Raw genomic sequence first — 14,073 nt, 5'->3', positions numbered from 1 at the left:
GGCCTCAGAGGGTTCGGTTGCGCCCCGCGCCGAGGCCCGCCGCGCCGACCACCGCGACCAGCACCAGCATCAGCACCAGGGTGGCCTCCCAGCCGCCGGTCAGCTGGTGCAGCGCACCGGCGCCGACCGGGCCGGCCGCGGCGACCAGGTAGCCGATCGCCTGGGACATCCCGCCCAGCTGGGCGGCACCGGCCGCGGTGCCGGTGCGCAGCACGATGAACGCCAGGCCTAGGCCCAGCGAACCGCCCTGGGCCACCCCGAGGATGGCCGCCGACACCCAGGCGCCGGAGACCGGGGCTACCAGCAGCAGGGCGATGCCGAGCCCGTTCAGGGCGGCCATCGTGACGGCCAGCGCGCGCTGGCTGGTCATCCGGCCGGCCAGCAGCGGCACCAGGAAGGCGCCGGCCACCTGCACCAGGTTGGAGAAGGCGAAGACCAGGCCGGCCTGGCCGCGGTCCATGCCGTGGTCGGCCAGGATGGTGGGCATCCAGGCGACCAGGGTGTAGACCAGCAGCGACGAGATGCCCATGAACAGGCTGATCTGCCAGGCCAGCGGGGACTTCCACAGGTTCTCGATCGGCTTGCCGGGCTGGGCGGCCGCGGCGACCGCGGCCTTCTCCTGCCGGGAGCGCAGCACCTGCGGCAGCCAGGCCACCGCGGCGACCAGCGCGAGCAGCGACCAGGCGCCGAGCGAGGCCCGCCAGCCGCCGCCGAGCGCGTGCTCCAGCGGGACGGAGGTGCCGGCGGCGAGGGTCGCGCCGACCAGCATGGTGGTCGAGTAGACGCCGGTCATGGTCGCCGCGCGGTCCGGGAACTCCCGCTTGACCAGGCCCGGCATCGACACGTTCAGCACCGCGATGGCCACGCCGATCACCACGCAGCCCGCGTACAGCGCGAACACGGAGGGCAGCACCCGCAGCAGCACGCCCGCGCCCAGCACCAGCACCGCGCCCAGGACGACGCGCTCGGCGCCGAACCGGCGGGTCAGCCGGGGGGTGAGCGGCGCGCCGACGCCCTGGAACAGCACCGGGACGGTGGTGATCAGCCCGCTCGCGGTGGAGGACAGGCCGAAGGTCCGCTGGATCTCGGCGACCATCGGCGAGACCGCGGCCAGGCAGGCGCGCATGTTCAGCGCGACCAGCAGGATGCCGGCCAGCAGCAGGGCCGGGTGGGCGAGCCGGGTGCGGACGGGGAGCGGGGCAGGGGTGGTGGCAACCGGCTGCGGGGCACGGGTGACGGCCATGGGGGTGCTGTTCTTTCGTGAATCAGGGGAGACGCGGACGACGAGGACGGACGCCGGTCGCGGAACGGACGGAGGCGGGGCTCGCGCCGTCCTACTTCCGGGCCGCGATTTCCGCGAGCAGCTGCTCGACGGCCGCGGTGGGCTCGGCGAGCAGCGCGCGACACGCCGTCTCGGCACGGTCCGGGTCGCCGCTCTCGATCGCGTCGACCAGCGCCTCGTGGGTGGCCACGACGGCCTCGGGCATTTCGTGGTCGCCGAAGGCGGCGGTCATCGCCTCGCGCACGGAGGCGCCGAAGTAGCGGTACACCTCGGCCAGCGCCGGGTTGTGCGCGGCCTCGACGACGGCGGTGTGGAACTCCAGGTCGTGCTCGACGGTGGCCTCGCGGCCCGCCCGCTCGGGGTGGGTCGCGAAGATCTCGGCCTCGCGGGCCAGCGCGGCCCGCATCCGCCGGATGTCCTCGGGGGTGTGCCGCAGGGCGGCCAGCCGGGCGCCCTCGGTCTCCAGTGCGGCGCGGACCTCCAGGACGTCCCGGATGCCGGAGCGCTGGACGCCGCGCAGCACCGCCGCCGGGTCGCTGGTGGACCGTACGAAGGTGCCCTCGCCCTGCCGGGAGACCAGCATTCCGGCGTGCACCAGCACCCGGATCGCCTCCCGCACGGTGTTCCGCCCGACCTGCAGGCGCTCGGCGAGTTCGTGCTCGGTGGGGATCTGCGATCCCACCGGCCAGGCTCCGCCGGCGAGTTGCTCGCGCAGCTGGTCGATGGTGGTGTCCACCAGGGATCGCCGCCCGGCCGCCTGCAGGCCGTTGCCGTCGCCGTTCATGCCGGGCCTCCCTTCGTGCACCACTCGTCGGTCATCGGTCATCCTACAACCGGTTTGCCCGGTCATCCTACAACTGCCCCGGGGCCGTGCGTCGTCGGTCGTCGGCCGGGATCAGGCCCGGGGGAAGAGGCGCTCCAGGACCAGGGCGACGCCGTCCTCGTCGTTGCCGGCGGTCACCTCGTCCGCGACGGCGAGCAGCTCCTCGTGGGCGCCGGCCATGGCCACGCCGTGCGCCGCCCAGCCGAACATCGGCACGTCGTTGGGCATGTCACCGAAGGCGATGGTGTCGGCGGAGCGCACGCCCAGGCGGCGGGCGGCGACGGCCAGGCCGGTGGCCTTGGACAGGCCCAGCGGCAGCAGCTCGACCACGCCGGCCCCGGCCATCACCACGCCGACCAGGTCGCCCGCGGCGCGCCGGGCGGCCTCGGCGAGGGAGTCGTCGGTCAGACCGGGGTGCTGGATGTAGAGCTTGGCGACCGGGGAGGCGAGCAGTTCGCCGCGCCCGACCCGGACGACCGGGAGGTCGGAGCCGATCAGCAGCTCGTAGCCGGGGCCGGCCAGCACCTGCCCGTCCAGGCCGTCCTGGTTGGAGGCGACGGCCAGCGGGCCGGTCTCGGCCTCGATCTTCTCGATCGCGAGGGCGGCGAGCCGGCGGTCCAGGGTGAGCGAGGTGAGCAGCCTGTGCGCGCCCGCGTCGTAGACCTGGGCGCCCTGGCCGCAGACCGCTATCCCGGTGTAGCCGATCTCGTCGAAGACCGGGCGGGCCCAGACGGCCGAGCGCCCGGTCACGATGATGTGCAGCGCGCCCGCGCCGGTGGCCGCGGCCAGGGCGGCACGGGTGCGCTCGGAGACGGTCTCCGCGCTGGTCAGCAGCGTTCCGTCGAGGTCGGTGGCGACCAGCCGGTAGGGCAGGTCGCCACCGATCGGGTGTGCGGTCGACGTCACTTGACCGGCTCTAGGACGGTCCGCCCGCCGAGGTAGGGCCGCAGCGCCTCGGGCACGACGACCGAGCCGTCGGCCTGCTGGTGGTTCTCGAGGATCGCCACGATGGTGCGCGGGACGGCGACCAGGGTGCCGTTCAGGGTGGCGAGCGGGCGGGTCTTGCCCTCCTCGCGCATCCGGATCGACAGGCGGCGGGCCTGGTACTCGGTGGTGTTGGAGGTCGAGGTGACCTCGCGGTACTTGCCCTGGGTGGGGATCCAGGCCTCGATGTCGAACTTGCGCGCGGCCGAGGAGCCGAGGTCACCGGAGGCGACGTCGATCACCCGGTAGGGCAGCTCCAGGGCGTTGAGGAAGTCCTTCTCCCACTGGAGCAGGCGGCGGTGCTCGTTCTCGGCGTCCTCGGGCGTGGTGAAGACGAACATCTCCACCTTCTCGAACTGGTGGACGCGGATGATGCCGCGGGTGTCCTTGCCGTAGGTGCCGGCCTCGCGGCGGAAGCAGGACGAGTAGCCGGCGTAGCGCAGCGGCAGCTTGTCGGCCTCGATGATCTCGTCCATGTGGTACGCCGCGAGCGGGACCTCGCTGGTGCCGACGAGGTACTTGTCCTCCTCGGGGAGGTGGTACACGTTCTCGGCGGCCTGGCCGAGGAAGCCGGTGCCGTCCATGGCGGCCGGGCGGACCAGGGCCGGGGTGATCATCGGGATGAAGCCGGCCGCGGTGGCCTGGGCGATCGCCATGTTGACCAGGGCGAGCTCCAGCAGCGCGCCGGGACCGGTCAGGTAGTAGGAGCGGGCACCGGCGACCTTGGCGCCGCGCTCGGTGTCGATCGCGCCCAGCAGCTGGCCGAGCTCGACGTGGTCGCGGGGCTCGAAGCCCTCGGCGGCGAAGTCGCGCGGGGTGCCGATCTCCTCCAGGGTGACGAAGTCCTCCTCGCCGCCGACCGGGGCGGCCGGGTCGATGAGGTTCGCCAGGGAGCGGAGCAGGCGGTCCGCCTCCTCCTTGGCCGCGCTCTGCTCGGCGTCCGCGGCCTTGACCTCGGCGGCCAGTTCCTTGGTGCGCTGCAGCAGGGCGGTCTTCTCCTCGCCCTTGGCCTGGGCGACCTGCTTGCCGAGCACCCGCTGCTCGTTGCGCAGTTCGTCGAAGCGGCTGCCCGAGGACCGGCGCCGCTCGTCGGCGGAGAGGAGGGCGTCGACCACGTCGACGTCCTCGCCACGGACGCGCTGCGAGGCGCGCACTCGGTCAGGGTCCTCACGGAGCAGGCGAAGGTCAATCACAGGGCCAAGCGTACCGGGCGGGCGTTCCTCCACCGGTACCGGTTTTCCCCTGGGGATAACTCACCGGATCCTGTGGATAACTCCGGTGGGGAATCCACCGGGCCCGGATCGGGCCCGGGTCCGGGGCGGGTTATCCACAGGCGCGGGGGCGGGGCTGTGGATGGCGGGGGAGGATCGGCCTCCGCTCGACGGAAGCAGGGAATTGAGGTTTCAAACCTCAATCAACCTTCTCGGGTGAGGGAATTGGACCACTCGCACGGGTGATTTGCAGGCAAGCGGGTGACTCTGGTCCGATTAGTCATCTCTGCGACGCAAACCGATGATCCGACCTGTTCTGCGCAATGGCTATACCGGTTTGTCGACTCGTCCCCAGCCCTGTGGATAACTTCAGGCTGTGGACAGCGTGTGGACAGCGGGGAGGCCTGTGGACAGCGGCCCCCGGAGCCGGACGTTCCTGTGGATGACGGTGCGGTCACCCGCCGCACTTGATCAGCCCGGTCGGTAACAGTCGAAAACGGTCGGAAAAGGCCGGAAAGACGGGAGGCGACGCTCAGATGTCCGCGCGTCCGTCGAGCGCCCGGGAGAGCCAGTCCGCCGCTGCCGCGAAATCCTCGTCCGAGGTCCCCGGCCGCCGGTGCTTGGACCCCTGCCGGTCGGCGCGCGGATAGGAGCCGAGGAACCGCACCTGCGGGCAGATCCGCCTGAGGCCCATCATCGCCTCGGCCACCCGCCGCTCCGACAGGTGCCCCTCGCAGTCGATCAGGAAGCAGTAGTTGCCCAGCCCCTCCCCGGTCGGCCGGGACTCGATCCGCATCAGGTTCACCCCGCGCACCGCGAACTCCTGCAGCAGCTCCAGCAGCGCACCCGGGTGGTCGTCCGGCAGCCAGACCACCATCGAGGTCTTGTCCGCCCCGGTCGGCGAGGAGACCCGCCCCGGCCGGCCGACCAGCACGAAGCGGGTGGTCGCGCCGTGGGAGTCCGCGATCTCCTTGACCAGCGGGTCCAGCCCGTAGATCGGCGCCGCGAACTCGCCCGCGAAAGCCCCGTCGTACCGGCCCTCGGCGACCAGCCGGGCGCCGTCCGCGTTCGAGGCGGCCGACTCCCAGGTGGCGTCCGGCAGGTTGGCCGCCAGCCACTTGCGCACCTGCGGCTGGGCCACCGGGTGGCTGGTCACCGTCTTCACCCCGGACAGCTCGGTGCCCGGCCGCACCAGCAGCGCGAAGGTGATCGGCAGCAGCACCTCGCGGTAGATCATCAGCGGCGCGCCGGCGGCCAGTTCGTCGTTGGTCGCGGTGACCGCGCCCTCGACCGAGTTCTCGATCGGCACGAACGCCCCGGCGGCCTCCCCGCCGCGCACCGCGTCCAACGCCAGCGCCACCGAGGACAGCGGCACCAGCTCCCGGGTCGCCGCCTCGGGCAGCGTGTGCAGCGCCGCCTCGGTGAAGGTGCCGGCCGGGCCGAGATAGGTGTAGCGGGTGGCCGACATGACGCCTCCGTTGCGGATGGTGTGGTGCATGGGCGGGGTGGTGCCGAAGCAGTCACCATAACGATTCCGCGCTCCCGGCAGGAAAGCGTTCCGATGGCCGGGACCGCGGTTGCCGATCACCCCTCCAGCAGCTGCTGGCCGAGGTAGCCTCCGGCCGGCACCCCCGGCGGGACGGCGTACAGCCCGCTCGCCTCGTGCCGCAGGAAGCGGGACAGCCCGTCCCCCCGCGAAAGCTTGCGCTGCACCGGGGTGAAGCCCTTGCGCGGGTCGGCCTGGAAGGCGAGGAAGAGCAGCCCGGCGTCCGGAGAGCCGTCCGGCAGCGCCCCGTCGTGGTACGAGAAGCCGCGCCGCAGCATTGCCGCCCCGCCGTTGCCCGCCGGGGCCGCGACCCGGATGTGGGCGTCGGAGGGGATCGCCGGTCCGCCGTCCGGGCCCTGGGCGGAGAGGTCCACCGCGGTGCCCTCGCCCGACCCGGCCGGTGCGCTCAGCGGCGAACCGTCGGACTTGCGCCGCCCGATCACCCGCTCCTGGCGCTCCACCGGCAGCTCCTCCCAGTGGTCCAGCAGCATCCGGATCCGCCGGAACACCAGGTACGAGCCCCCGGCCAGCCAGGCCGGCTGGTCCCCGCCGGCGGTGCAGAACACCTTGGCGGCGAAGCCGTCCTCGCCCGGCCTGGGGTTGTTGGTGCCGTCGATCTGGCCCATCAGGTTGCGCCCGGTCATCGGCCGTGCGGTCGCGCCCGGGGTCCGGGCGAAGCCGGCCGACTGCCAGCGCAGCGCCGCCGTGCCGGTGGCCAGCTTCTGCAGCGTCCGCAGGGCGTGCACCGCCACCAGTGCGTCGTCGGCGCCGATCTGGACGAACAGGTCGCCCCCGCCGCGGGCCGGGTCGAGCGCGTCGCCGGGGAAGGCGGGCAGCGGTTCGAGGGCCGCCGGGCGGCGGTCGGCCAGCCCGGCCCGGTCGAACAGCGCGGCGCCGAAGCCGAGGGTGACGGTGAGCGAGCAGGGCCCGGCGTCCAGCGCGACCTGGTTGTCGAACTCCTGGGTCGGCTCCCCGGCGGTCAGCCGGTCGACGGCCCTGGTCCAGCGCTGCAGCAGGGTGCGCAGCCCGTCCCGGCCGGCGCCGTCGTCGGCCAGGTCGAAGGCGGCCAGCCGGACGCCGGCCTGCTGGGGTTCGAGGATCCCCGCCTGGTGCTCGCCGCGGAACGGCACCCGGCCGGTGCCCAGCGCACCGCCGCCCGCCGCGACGCCGTTCGCCGCTGTGTCGCCGTCCGGGCGGTCGTAGGCGACCGCCCCGGCCACCCCGGCCCCGGCGCCGACCAGCAGTCCGGCGCCGGCCGTGCCGAGCAGCGCCCGGCGGGTGAAGCCCGCCGGGCTCTTCTCCGTGTCGCGCACCGTGTCGTCCACCGAGTCGTCAACCGCATCGTCCACCAAGTCGTCCACCGCGCTCACCCGATCTTGAACTGCTGGGTCGGGGTGGTCTGGTCGATGTCGGAGGAGCGGATCTGCACCGAGACCACCCAGGTGCCGGCCAGCGGCAGCTGCGCGGTGCCGCTCCAGCGGCCGGTGCCCGCCGGGGTGAGCGCGACCGGCAGCGGGCCGAGGTCGCGGTCCGGCAGGGTGAAGGCGAGCTGCACCTCGGGGACGTCCACCGGCTTGCCGTTCGTGCCGTCCAGCGCGAGCTTGACCTCGTTCGGGCCGGTCCCGGCCGGGTCGAGGGTGACGGTCGCGGTGCCCTTGGCGTTCGGCGTCCGGCCCTTGGTGTCGTACGGCAGCTTGAGCTCCACCGTGCGGCCCGGCTGGGTCTGCGGGGCGGCGGGGGCGGTGCTCCCCGCGCCCGCCGTGGTCCCGGCCGCCTTGATCTCGCCCGCCACCCGTCCGGGCGGGGAGTTGGTGAGCATCGTGGTCACCACCAGCACCGCCACCGCGACCAGCGCCTCGACGAGCACCGAGCGGCGCAGCCCGGCCCGGGTCGGGGTCAGCCCGCGCTCGCGCCCCGCGCTCGCCGTGGCCGCCCGCTGACGGTCCAGCTGCGCCTGCCGCACCGGGTCCTCGCTGCGCGCCGCGGCGCCGACCGGCTCGGGCACCTCGGCGCGCTCGACCTCGGCGGCCTCGGCCGGGGCCGAGCGCAGCCGGGCCAGCCAGCTGCGGGAGATCCAGGCGACGCCCAGCATCACGACCACGCAGCCGCTCTTCACCAGCAGCAGCTTCCCGTACTCGGTGCCGGTCAACGCGCCCCAGCTGCCCAGGCCCCGCCAGGACTGGTAGATCCCGGTGGCGGCCAGTACGGCCACCGAGCCGAAGGCGATCTTGGAGAAGCGGTCCACCACTTCGGCGCCGACGCCCTCGCGCAGCGCGACCAGCAGCGAGGCCAGGCCGCCCAGCCAGAGCGCCATCGCGATCAGGTGCAGGATGCCGAGCGGCAGGGCCAGCCAGACCTGGATGCCCACCGAGGCGTGGTCGGCGCCGACCCAGGTCGCGGAGAGCGCCACCGCCAGCACCAGCCAGGCCACGCCCAGGCCGAGCCGGGCCTCGCGCTGCGGCCGCTCGGCGGCCCGCTGCTCCATCGCCCGCAGCTCGGCGACCTCGGCGTCGGCGTCCTCGTCCTCCGCGGGGGCTGCGGCGGCTGGGGTGGCCGGCTTCGGCGGCTGCCCCAGCTGGCCGACCAGCAGCGACAGGAAGATCCCGGCCGCGGCGAGCAGCAGCAGCCGGGCGGCCAGCGCGGTGCCGATCCGCTCGTCCAGGGTGGTGCGCACCAGCGACAGGTCGAGGGCCTGCCCGACGCCCGTGCCGCGCTCGTACGGGCCGCGCAGCATCAGCACCGCGACGGTCGAGGCCAGCAGCGCCGTCCAGCCGGTCATCAGCAGCCGCTGCACCGGCCGCCGGGTGGCGCCGGCCGGCCAGCAGACCAGCACGAAGGCGGCGACCCCGGCGAGCAGCGCGAAGGCCGCGTAGGCGACGGTGCGTCCGGTCCCGTACAGGGCGGCGACCAGGCCGTCCGCCTCGGCGCCCTGCAGCGCGGTGGTGGAAACCGAGGTGTCCGAGGGCGCGCCGATGGAGAAGGTGAAGGCCCCGCCGACGGGGTGCGAGTCCTCCGAGACGGCCCGCCAGGCGACGGTGTAGGTGCCGTTGGCGAGCCCGCTGTTCAGGCCGACCCGGGCGGTGTCGCCCTTGCCGTCGGCGTGCGCCGGGTTGCCGGTGTCCACGGGCTTGCCGGCCGGGTCGAGCACCCGGACGGAGTCGCCGGACAGCGAGACCGTCTCGCTGAAGGTCAGGGTGACCGCCTGCGGAGCGGTGGCGACCACCGAGTTCTGCGCCGGGTCGGTGGAGTCCAGGGTGGCGTGCGCGGAGGCCGGGCCCGCGCCGGCGAGCATCAGTGCGAGCAGCGCACCGAGCATGCCGATGAGCCCGGCAGCGCGGCGGCGCCGGGCGGTCCGGGGGTGGGCGGTCCCTGGACGGGCGGTCCGGGGGTGGGCGGCCTTCTCCATGCTGGGCGGGTCCCCTAACTCTGGCCTGGACGGTAGGTGAGCTCCTTGACCGGCACCTTGACGGAGATGGTGCCGGACTTGGCGAAGGTCAGGTCGAGCTCCAGCTCGTCGCCCAGGGCGGGGGCCTTCTGCCAATCCATGATCATCAGGTGGGTGCCGCCGCGGGCGAGCTGCAGCGCGCCGTGCGCGGGCACGTCCAGGCTGCTCACCTGCTCCATGGTGGACGCGGTCGAGCGGTGGATGGTGACCGACCCGGCGGCCGGGCTGGACACCTTGACCAGCTGGTCCGGCCCGCCGTCGTTGCGCACGGTCAGGTAGCCGGCGCCCATCCCGCCGGCCGGCGGCAGCGGGATGTAGGAGTCGGCCACGCTCAGCTTCGCCGGAGCGGTGTCGGCGGCCGCGGTGCCGTCCTGGCCACCGGTCCCGCAGGCGGCGAGTATCGCCCCGCCGCCGAGGACCGCCGCCAGCACCGCGCCGGCCAGGGCCGAGCGGCGGAACCGGCGGTCGGCCGTCCCTCTCCTGTCGGTGAGCCCGCTGCGCTCACTCATGCCGCCACGCCCTTGGCGAGCAGCGGCAGGTCGTGCTCGTAGGTCTTCTCCTCGGTACCGCTCATGTAGAGCACATGGGCCTTGTCGTCCGAGGGGAGGAAGGCCAGCACCTGTGCGCCGTGGGTCGAGGTGACGGTGCCGTCCGCGTTGACCACCGGGTCCTCGATCATGATGCCGAGCGACCTGGCGGCGGTCTTCACCTTCGACAGGTCACCGGTGAGGCCTATGAAGTCGGTGCCCATCGAGTCCAGCCAGGTGCGCAGCACCTTGGGGGTGTCGCGCTGCGGATCGGTGGAGACGAAGACGACGTTGATCTTCTTGCGGTCCTCCGGGGACAGCGCCTTCATCGCGACGCCGATGTCGCCCATGGTGGTCGGGCAGACGTCCGGGCAGCTGGTGTAGCCGAAGAACAGCAGGGTGGCCTTGCCGTTGGTCTGCTGCCGCAGGTCGTACGGCTGGCCGGAGGTGTCGGTCAGCTGGAGGTCGGGCTTCTCGAAGTTCTTGGCCAGCTTGGTGCCCTGGTACGGGCTGTCGTCCTTCTGCTGGGTGACCTTCGCGGCGGTCGAGCCGCCGCCGGAGGAGCCGCAGGCGGAGAGGGTGAGCGCGGCGGCCAGGGCGAGGGCGGCCGCGCCGGCCAGGCGGGTGGTGCGGGCGGTACGGGTGGTGCGGGGCATGGTGGATCCGATCGGGCGCGGTGGGACCACCGGCGGGGCCGTACCGGTCAACGGGTACGGGCACGGCCCCGCCGGGGCGGGGGTCAGGAGGCGGAGCCGCCGTTCCGGCGGCGCAGGCCGAGCACACCGACGGCGGTGCCGATCACGCCGACCACGATGCCGACCACGCCGAGGGTGCGGGCGGTGCCGTCGCCGGACTTGGCGTCGCCGCTGGAGGCGGCCTGGTCCGAGCTGTCCGCGTGGGCGCCGGCCGCCGGGGAGGCGGAGGCGGTGACGCCGTGGCCGTCACCGGAGGCGGCCTTGGTGAGCTTCAGGGTCGGCGCCGGGTGGGCCGGCTCGGGCTGACCGGCCTGGGCCTCGTCGATCCAGCGGACGACGTCTCCGTTGTCGTAGGTCTGCAGGGCCTTGAAGACCATGCTGTCGGCGTCGGCCGGCAGCGGGCCGAGCGACAGCTTGAACTCCCCGAACTGACCGGGGGCGATCTTGGTGTTCGCGTCGGCGGTCCAGGTGATCTTGGAGACGGCCTCGTTGACGTCGCTCCCGTGCACCTTGATCGGCTTGTCGAGCTTGGACTTCTCGACGGTCGCGGTCCAGCCCGGCATCGGCATGGTGCGGACCGAGGCCAGCGGGTGGTCCAGCGGCAGGCTGACCTCCAGCTTCACCGTGCTCGCCGTGTCGCTCTCGTCCGGCACCTGGAAGTTGACCGTCGCGTAGCCGCCCTGGGCGGCCGAGCCCGGGTTGACGGTGACGTGCGCGAAGGCCGGACCTGCCAGCGCCACCACGGAGGCGGCGGCGGTCAGGGCGACGGCGGCGGTACGGCGGACGGGAAGGGAACGCATGATGGGGGTCTCCGATCGGAGCTCGGCGGCCGGCCGGACCGGGCGACGGGGAACCGTGCCTCGGCGGCGCCGCACGTTGCGGACGTGTGAGGGCAGAGCCGGGGGCCGCCGTCGTCGCCGTGGGCGGACGGGAACGGCCCGGACACCGCGCACCTCACCGGCTCGACCGCCACCGCTCAACGGGTACGGCGGAACACCGGATCAGTACGCGAAGGCCCCGCACGGCGGACCGCGCCGCACCACGCTGTGCCGCAGCACCGCGCTCGCGGGCAGCCGGTCCTCGCCGCCACCCGCACCGAACCGGCGGGCCGGACCGGCCACGCCGAACAGACCGCGCAGCAGCGCGGCCACCAGCACCAGAGCCGACCGCAACGGCGCCGCCCAGTGCTCCCGGGCCGCGGAAGCGGCCACCCGCACCAGCCGCCACAGCGCCGCCTCGCCGCGCCGCAGCCACCAGCCCGCCACCAGCGCGGCGGCCAGGTGCCCGGCCAGCATCGACGGCGTCATCCCCAGCACGCCGCCCTGCCACCCCGGTACGGCGGCGTACGCGTGCGGATCCAGGCCCGCCGAGGAGACCAGCTGCTCCGGGGAGGCGCCGGCGGGCAGGCCGATCAGCGTGCCCGGGCGGGCCTCGTTGCAGATCAGCCGACCGGCCGCCTGCGGCACCGACATCGAGCCGTGGTGCATGCCGGAGCCGCCGAAGCCGTGGAAGAGGCAGTGCAGTCCGAGCTGCCCCGCGCCGAGCGCCCCGGCGATGGCCGCCAGCGAACGCTCCCGCCCGCCGCACGCCACCGCGAGCACCAGTACCGCGGCGAAACCCGTCGCCAACGCGGTCGGCGGCACGTTCCCGCCACCGGCCAGGGCGTGCCCGGCCGCCGCTATCAGCGTGCAGACCAGCGCGAACGGGACCGCCCGGGCAAGCCGCAGGTCCCAGGCGGCACCCACCGGCCGAGCCGGTGCAGGGGTGCCCCGGAACGGGGCGACGGGGAGGGCAGTCATGGCCGGGACATCATCTCATCGCGTACACCGCCGACACGGGCAGGGTGGGAAATCCCTATGAATGCCCCGTTCGGCAGCGGCGTGCACCCCACCCAGTGCGCCCTTCGGCACAGACCCCGTCGCCAGTCCATCCGCCGAACGGGCGGTAGCCGCCCCCGGGCACGGTTCGCCGCCGATTCGCCCGGAGATACCTAGTTGTATGTGGAGCCGCAGCCAGGAGGGACCTCCCGTGGACATCTGGTGGACTCTGCACCTCAAGCGCGACCCGGCCAGCGTCCCGCTGGCCCGGCGCATCCTGCTCGGTGCCATGGCGACCGCGGGCGTCGACCCGCAGATCGCGGACGACCTCGGCGTCGCCCTCACCGAGGCCTGCGCCAACGCCGTCGAACACGGCGCCACCGGCCGACCCGACGACGGCTTCCAGGTCACCGCCTCGATCAACGGCGACCGGCTGCGGATCGAGGTCACCGACTCCGGCCCCGGCCTGCCCGCCGCCGCTGCCCCGGCCGCCGCCCGCCGCCCCGCCACCCCCGCCCCGGCCGGCCACGCGCCCCGCCGCCACCGCCGCGGCCGCGCCACCGTCCCGGCTCTCCGAGGCCTCACTGCCCACCGGCCCCGCCGCGACGGCCACCCGTACGACACCCACGTCCTCCCCTGTCGACCCGCGGCCCCCACTCTCCGCCCGGTCGACCTCGACACCCTCCCCGACCTCACCGCCGAATCCGGCCGCGGCCTCTTCCTCATCCACGCCCTCACCGACCACGTCCAGCTCCGCAACCACCCGCTCCGCGGGGCGATCGTGAGCTTCGACAAGATCCTGAAGTGGCGGGACGACGCGCTCCTGCGGGCGGCTTCGTAGGGGTGGGTGTGGGTGCCGCGCGTCGGCGGGTTGCCGGATCCCCGGCCTCATCGATCACGTCCGGGGCTGTGCTGTCTCCGGGGCCGTCGGTGCTCACACGGGGTGGGTCGTCGCGGCACCGGCAGTCGGTCGCGGCGGGGGCGGGGTCAGTCGGTGGCGGGACGGCGGCGGGTGAGGACGAGGAGGGCGGTGCCGAGGAGGAGGGCGGTGGTGCCGGCGATGGCGAGGGGGCGGGTGGCGGTGCCGGCGCCGGTGTCGGCGAGGTGGGTGGGGTCCGGGGTGTGGTTGGCGGGGGTGAGCGGGGCGGTGTAGCTGGCGGTGAGCTGGGGGCAGGTGTACTTCTTCGCCGGGGCGGAGCCGCTCGGGAGGACCTCGGACCTGGCGGTGAAGGTGAGGCGGTGGTCGCCCTGTGCCGCTCCGGCGGCGAGCCGCACCCGGAGGGTGAGCCGCTGGCCCTGGGGGAGCTGGTAGCTGCCGGTGTTGAGCGGGCTGCCGGCGACGGTGAGGGACTTCCAGGCGCCGGACCCCGCGCGCAGTTCGACGGGGAGGCTGCCACCGTCCGCGAGCGCGACGGTGGTGGCGAGCTGCTTGGCCGTCGCGGTGCCCGGGTTGGTGAAGGTGACGGCGAGTTCGCCCGCGGCGTCGCTGCTGCTGGTGACCGGTATCGGGTCGGCGGTCGTGCCCTCCGGGCAGTCGCCGGTGGCGGAGGAGGAAGGGGTGGGGGTGGCGTCGGCGGCGAGTGCGGGGGCCGTGGCGAGGGCGACCGGACCGGTGGTGAGCACGAGCAGGGCGCAGGCGGCGGGAAGGCGGGCGGGACGCATCGGTGGGCTCCAGCGGTGGGGTCGGGGTTCGCTCTCCGGGGGAAGACCACCGAGGGGCCCGAACGGTTGTCCGCGCCCCTC

General features: G+C 74.2%; 13 protein-coding genes. 1 reads left to right on the top strand and 12 read right to left on the bottom strand.

Annotated features, from left to right (window positions below):
- Positions 1–4: 4 nt before the first annotated feature.
- From BOQ63_RS22870 to BOQ63_RS22820, 11 genes are all read right to left on the bottom strand, one after another.
- Positions 5–1,243, bottom strand: a complete 1,239-nt coding sequence (locus BOQ63_RS22870) for a CynX/NimT family MFS transporter (protein WP_030278152.1) — start codon at positions 1,241–1,243, stop codon at positions 5–7.
- A gap of 91 nt (positions 1,244–1,334) precedes the next feature.
- Complete coding sequence (locus BOQ63_RS22865) at positions 1,335–2,066, bottom strand: FadR/GntR family transcriptional regulator (protein WP_030552783.1); 732 nt, start codon at positions 2,064–2,066, stop codon at positions 1,335–1,337.
- A gap of 111 nt (positions 2,067–2,177) precedes the next feature.
- Positions 2,178–3,011 (bottom strand): HAD family hydrolase, encoded by an 834-nt coding sequence (locus BOQ63_RS22860; RefSeq protein WP_046387236.1) that lies wholly within the window; start codon positions 3,009–3,011, stop codon positions 2,178–2,180.
- Positions 3,008–4,282, bottom strand: a complete 1,275-nt coding sequence (gene serS, locus BOQ63_RS22855) for a serine--tRNA ligase (RefSeq protein WP_072654882.1) — start codon at positions 4,280–4,282, stop codon at positions 3,008–3,010. Before serS ends, BOQ63_RS22860 begins: the two co-directional genes overlap by 4 nt.
- 550 nt (positions 4,283–4,832) lie before the next feature.
- The gene (gene pheA, locus BOQ63_RS22850; RefSeq protein ID WP_030278148.1) at positions 4,833–5,768 is read right to left on the bottom strand and encodes a prephenate dehydratase; all 936 of its coding nucleotides are present in this window, start codon (positions 5,766–5,768) and stop codon (positions 4,833–4,835) included.
- A 116-nt stretch (positions 5,769–5,884) separates the two neighbouring features.
- Complete coding sequence (gene efeB / locus BOQ63_RS22845; RefSeq protein ID WP_150476384.1) at positions 5,885–7,159, bottom strand: iron uptake transporter deferrochelatase/peroxidase subunit; 1,275 nt, start codon at positions 7,157–7,159, stop codon at positions 5,885–5,887.
- Positions 7,160–7,212: 53 nt separating this feature from the next.
- Positions 7,213–9,252, bottom strand: coding sequence for a FixH family protein (locus BOQ63_RS22840; RefSeq protein ID WP_150476072.1), 2,040 nt, complete (start codon positions 9,250–9,252; stop codon positions 7,213–7,215).
- Positions 9,253–9,266: 14 nt separating this feature from the next.
- Positions 9,267–9,800 carry a copper chaperone PCu(A)C gene (locus BOQ63_RS22835; protein WP_030278145.1) on the bottom strand — a complete coding sequence of 178 codons (534 nt, stop codon included), beginning with the start codon at positions 9,798–9,800 and terminating at the stop codon, positions 9,267–9,269.
- Positions 9,797–10,474: an SCO family protein gene (locus tag BOQ63_RS22830; RefSeq protein WP_030278144.1), complete on the bottom strand. Its 678-nt coding sequence runs from the start codon at positions 10,472–10,474 to the stop codon at positions 9,797–9,799. The genes BOQ63_RS22835 and BOQ63_RS22830 overlap by 4 nt, the downstream gene beginning before the upstream one ends.
- An 83-nt stretch (positions 10,475–10,557) precedes the next feature.
- Positions 10,558–11,313, bottom strand: a complete 756-nt coding sequence (locus tag BOQ63_RS22825) for a YcnI family copper-binding membrane protein (RefSeq protein WP_030278143.1) — start codon at positions 11,311–11,313, stop codon at positions 10,558–10,560.
- A 201-nt stretch (positions 11,314–11,514) separates the two neighbouring features.
- Positions 11,515–12,312 (bottom strand): hypothetical protein, encoded by a 798-nt coding sequence (locus tag BOQ63_RS22820; RefSeq protein ID WP_030278142.1) that lies wholly within the window; start codon positions 12,310–12,312, stop codon positions 11,515–11,517.
- 229 nt (positions 12,313–12,541) lie between these two features.
- Between BOQ63_RS22820 and BOQ63_RS22815 the strand changes: the two genes are divergently transcribed.
- Complete coding sequence (locus BOQ63_RS22815) at positions 12,542–13,171, top strand: ATP-binding protein (protein WP_030552792.1); 630 nt, start codon at positions 12,542–12,544, stop codon at positions 13,169–13,171.
- 146 nt (positions 13,172–13,317) lie between these two features.
- Here the strand turns inward: BOQ63_RS22815 and BOQ63_RS22810 are convergent, their stop codons facing one another.
- Positions 13,318–13,992, bottom strand: a complete 675-nt coding sequence (locus BOQ63_RS22810) for an LPXTG cell wall anchor domain-containing protein (RefSeq protein WP_072654878.1) — start codon at positions 13,990–13,992, stop codon at positions 13,318–13,320.
- Positions 13,993–14,073 lie beyond the last annotated feature (81 nt).

The organism is Streptomyces viridifaciens (assembly GCF_001888885.2).
GTDB classification, from domain to species: Bacteria; Actinomycetota; Actinomycetes; order Streptomycetales; family Streptomycetaceae; genus Kitasatospora; species Kitasatospora aureofaciens.
The sequence above is the reverse complement of the archived record's forward strand: the minus strand, read 5'-3'. Positions and strand labels throughout refer to the sequence as shown.

What these genes read in the sequence shown, in the direction of transcription:
- BOQ63_RS22810 (WP_072654878.1), bottom strand. Translation starts at nt 13,992, where the DNA reads ATGCGTCCCGCCCGCCTTCCCGCCGCCTGCGCCCTGCTCGTGCTCACC.
- BOQ63_RS22830 (WP_030278144.1), bottom strand. Translation starts at nt 10,474, where the DNA reads ATGCCCCGCACCACCCGTACCGCCCGCACCACCCGCCTGGCCGGCGCG.
- BOQ63_RS22820 (WP_030278142.1), bottom strand. Translation starts at nt 12,312, where the DNA reads ATGACTGCCCTCCCCGTCGCCCCGTTCCGGGGCACCCCTGCACCGGCT.
- BOQ63_RS22870 (WP_030278152.1), bottom strand. Translation starts at nt 1,243, where the DNA reads ATGGCCGTCACCCGTGCCCCGCAGCCGGTTGCCACCACCCCTGCCCCG.
- BOQ63_RS22835 (WP_030278145.1), bottom strand. Translation starts at nt 9,800, where the DNA reads ATGAGTGAGCGCAGCGGGCTCACCGACAGGAGAGGGACGGCCGACCGC.
- BOQ63_RS22825 (WP_030278143.1), bottom strand. Translation starts at nt 11,313, where the DNA reads ATGCGTTCCCTTCCCGTCCGCCGTACCGCCGCCGTCGCCCTGACCGCC.
- BOQ63_RS22840 (WP_150476072.1), bottom strand. Translation starts at nt 9,252, where the DNA reads ATGGAGAAGGCCGCCCACCCCCGGACCGCCCGTCCAGGGACCGCCCAC.
- BOQ63_RS22865 (WP_030552783.1), bottom strand. Translation starts at nt 2,066, where the DNA reads ATGAACGGCGACGGCAACGGCCTGCAGGCGGCCGGGCGGCGATCCCTG.
- pheA (WP_030278148.1), bottom strand. Translation starts at nt 5,768, where the DNA reads ATGTCGGCCACCCGCTACACCTATCTCGGCCCGGCCGGCACCTTCACC.